This is a genomic window from Okeania sp. SIO2B9 (assembly GCF_010672505.1).
Lineage (GTDB): Bacteria > Cyanobacteriota > Cyanobacteriia > Cyanobacteriales > Microcoleaceae > Okeania > Okeania hirsuta.
The window spans coordinates 1-3,010 of sequence record NZ_JAAHGK010000961.1 but is presented as its reverse complement, the minus strand read 5'-3'; the positions used below and the strand labels follow the sequence as shown (position 1 = coordinate 3,010).

Here is a 3,010-nt window from a genome sequence, read left to right as displayed (position 1 = left end):
TCATTTACCAAGAACAACCAGTATTTTACAAAAACGTATTCCTCAACAAAATTTACGGTTTTATGCTATATCTACTTTTGGCGTTCTACAACGAAATGACCCCCGCCCAAATCGTACTGATGAATTAGGAAGTCCCCACTCAATTTTACGGGAACCTTTGAAATGGAAACCTTATGGCATAGTTTCACCCCTGTATTGGTTAAGTCAAGTTCAACAATGAATAATGAATAATGAATAATGAATAATTACCTCTCCTTGAAAAGAAGAGGATTGACTAATAATGAAAATTTTTCTTTATTATCCCCTTAAAAGGGGAGGCTTTAAACCACAACTTTTCGGTAAGAGGATTTCAACAATTAATAATGAATAATTACCTCTTCTTGAAAATAAGAGGATTGACTGATAATGAAAATTTTTATTTATTATCCCCTTTTATGGGGGATTGAAACCCCTATTATACACCTTGAGAAGCTGATAGCTGACCGCTGAGGTGCTGACTGCTATTTCAAACCACAATTTTTCGGTAAAAATAATGTTTAAGTCCCTATTAAAGAACAGAATTAATGAGAATTTAAAAGAGGAAAATTGTTCTGGCATTTTACGAGTAATAGGCGATCGTGCTGCTGGTAAAACAACTTATATGGCAGCTTTAGCTAGGTGGCCAAATGCTGATTTTTCTAGTCCTGTTGAGTTAGTTACTCCAGCAAATAAAGATGGAGAATATTTGATTCAGCAGGCACAAAATTTGATAGAGTCAGGGTTACAAATTGAACAAACTCGTCTAGCTAATGATGTGCTAGAAATTAAGGATTATAGTTTAAGAATTACTCTCAAAGCAGAAGATAATTTGAGGCGATCAAATACTGTTTTGAATCTAGATATTAGTTGCAAAGATTATTCTGGAGAATTTTTCAGCGATGTACTTCAGCAAACAGATTCTCAATTACTTCGAGACTACTTAAATGATTGTTTTCCAGCTACGGGAATTATGTTAATGATTGACGGTACAACTCATCGTAAAGACCTAGAATATGCCAGGGGAGTCGATCAACTTTTAGTAGCATTAGCAGGTCGAGATTTGTTTAATGAAAAACGGCGTATTGCTTTGGTTTTAACTAAGTGTGAATTAGCTGATTTATGGGTAAATAGAAATAGACCGAAGTTTTTAGCAGAGGCGCGGTTTCCTACTATTTTTAAAAGATTAGAATCTTGGCAAAATTTGGGAATGGGTAATGTGGAATATTTTACAACTTCTGCTTTTGGGGTGACAGGAAATAAGTATTATAAGCCAAATTCTCAGCAAATTTATCGGGGTCGTGGTGGGGTAGCATCAGTATTAGAAGACTCGAAAAAATGGCGACCTTTTGGCTTAGTTTCTCCTATATATTGGATTTGTACGGGTAAACGTAATTCACAATTAGATTAGGAAGATAGGGAATAGTTCAAGAATTAAGAATTTAGAATTAAGAATTGAGAATTACCTCTCCTTTAAAAGAAGAGGATTAACTTAAAGAAAAATTTTTCTTTTTATCCTTTTAAAAGAGGAGGCTTTCAACCACAATTTTTCGGTAAAAGGAGAAAGTTTTTTTTCACTAATTATCCGGACATCATATAAAACCTTCCTATTAAAACCTAAAATCTTCCTATTAACACCTTCCTAAAATCAGCAAATGGAAACTATTGAAATTCACGAGTTCAGCACAGGTATAATTCCCGAAATATTACCAGATGGTAAATGGATTTCTCGGGGATTTAAAGTAGGGGAATATATGAACTTAACCTTGCCCCAAGTTCCCCATTCTGTAGGAAGAGCCATTGCTAATAAAGGCTTTGAAGTTAGCAAAGATCGTCATAGTAAAGAACCTACTTTTGTTGGGCGAGTTGTGCTGAGTATGAATGATGAAGAACCAGATTATTCAGTAGTTGCTGTAGTCACTACTGGACAAGATGAGTATGGACGTTCGACTTCTTTTTATCGTTATTTTCTCTGCACTGGTAAAGATAATATTTGGCAAATATTAGACTGGATAAGTACTCAACAACAACAAGGTGTTAATCCGGTATTTAATCCATCTGAAACTAAAGAAGTTGGTAAACCAAATCAACATACAGTTACTACAAAATCAGAAATAAATTTACCCACAGAATGGCAAAATTGGCTGAGTAGTCAAGTTATACCTGTAATAATTCCTACTGAATTATCTGACTTACAAATTATTAATAAAATGGCTGAAATTAAAGCCAACAATCTACCTATATCATGGGCTTATAATGTTGAAGCAATTGAACGACCAGAACAATTTATTATTATTCATCCTGCTAATACTGAAGTAGAAGCAAATCTGTTACAAATACAGACAAAGATGATGAAAAATCCCAGGAAAAATATCTCAACAAATATAGATGAAGCAGCTATAGAAACAGCAATTAAAGGATTAATTAGTGGTTCTCAAATAAAACAAGAATGGGTAGAAAATTTAATTTTAAAATTACAGAATGGTCAAGTTACATCAAAATATTTAAACAACCTGTTTGATAATCTGGGGGCGAGTAATGCTGTAAAACAAGAAAATGCAAATGCTCAAATGGTTAGGTTATTAACTTTAAGAGCAATTTTTATTCCCGAAACTTTACCAGAATATCTGAATTGGTTAAATATTACTGGAGATGAAAAAAAAGAAGATGAGAAACAAAAAATATCTCTAAAATTACAATCTCAACTGAAAAATTATCAAAAATCATTAGATCCATTAATTGTACTAGGAATGAATTACGCCTTCTATCAAATATTAGGAGGAAAAATATCTGTTCCTGCTTTCTGTTGGCTATTAAAAACTAAAAATAGTTTATGGTCAACCTATTCTACTATAATCAAACAACAAGTTCGCCACGATTTAGAATATTTAGAATCTTTGGGGAACAATTTATTAAACACAAATATTGACCAAGAAATAGAGCAACTAATTTATGGAAATACTATTTGGAAAAAACTCATTTCCCACTTAAAATA

At 32.8% G+C, this 3,010-nt stretch carries 1 protein-coding gene and 2 pseudogenes; all 3 read left to right on the top strand.

The annotated features are described in order from the left end of the window. Nucleotides 1-220, top strand: a pseudogene (locus tag F6K13_RS26005) (hypothetical protein); the annotation flags it as partial. 312 nt (nucleotides 221-532) lie between these two features. Continuing rightward, nucleotides 533-1,426, top strand: coding sequence for a hypothetical protein (locus tag F6K13_RS26000; protein WP_124143191.1), 894 nt, complete (start codon nucleotides 533-535; stop codon nucleotides 1,424-1,426). Nucleotides 1,427-1,670: 244 nt separating this feature from the next. After that, nucleotides 1,671-3,010 (top strand): annotated as a pseudogene (locus F6K13_RS25995) (hypothetical protein); the annotation flags it as partial.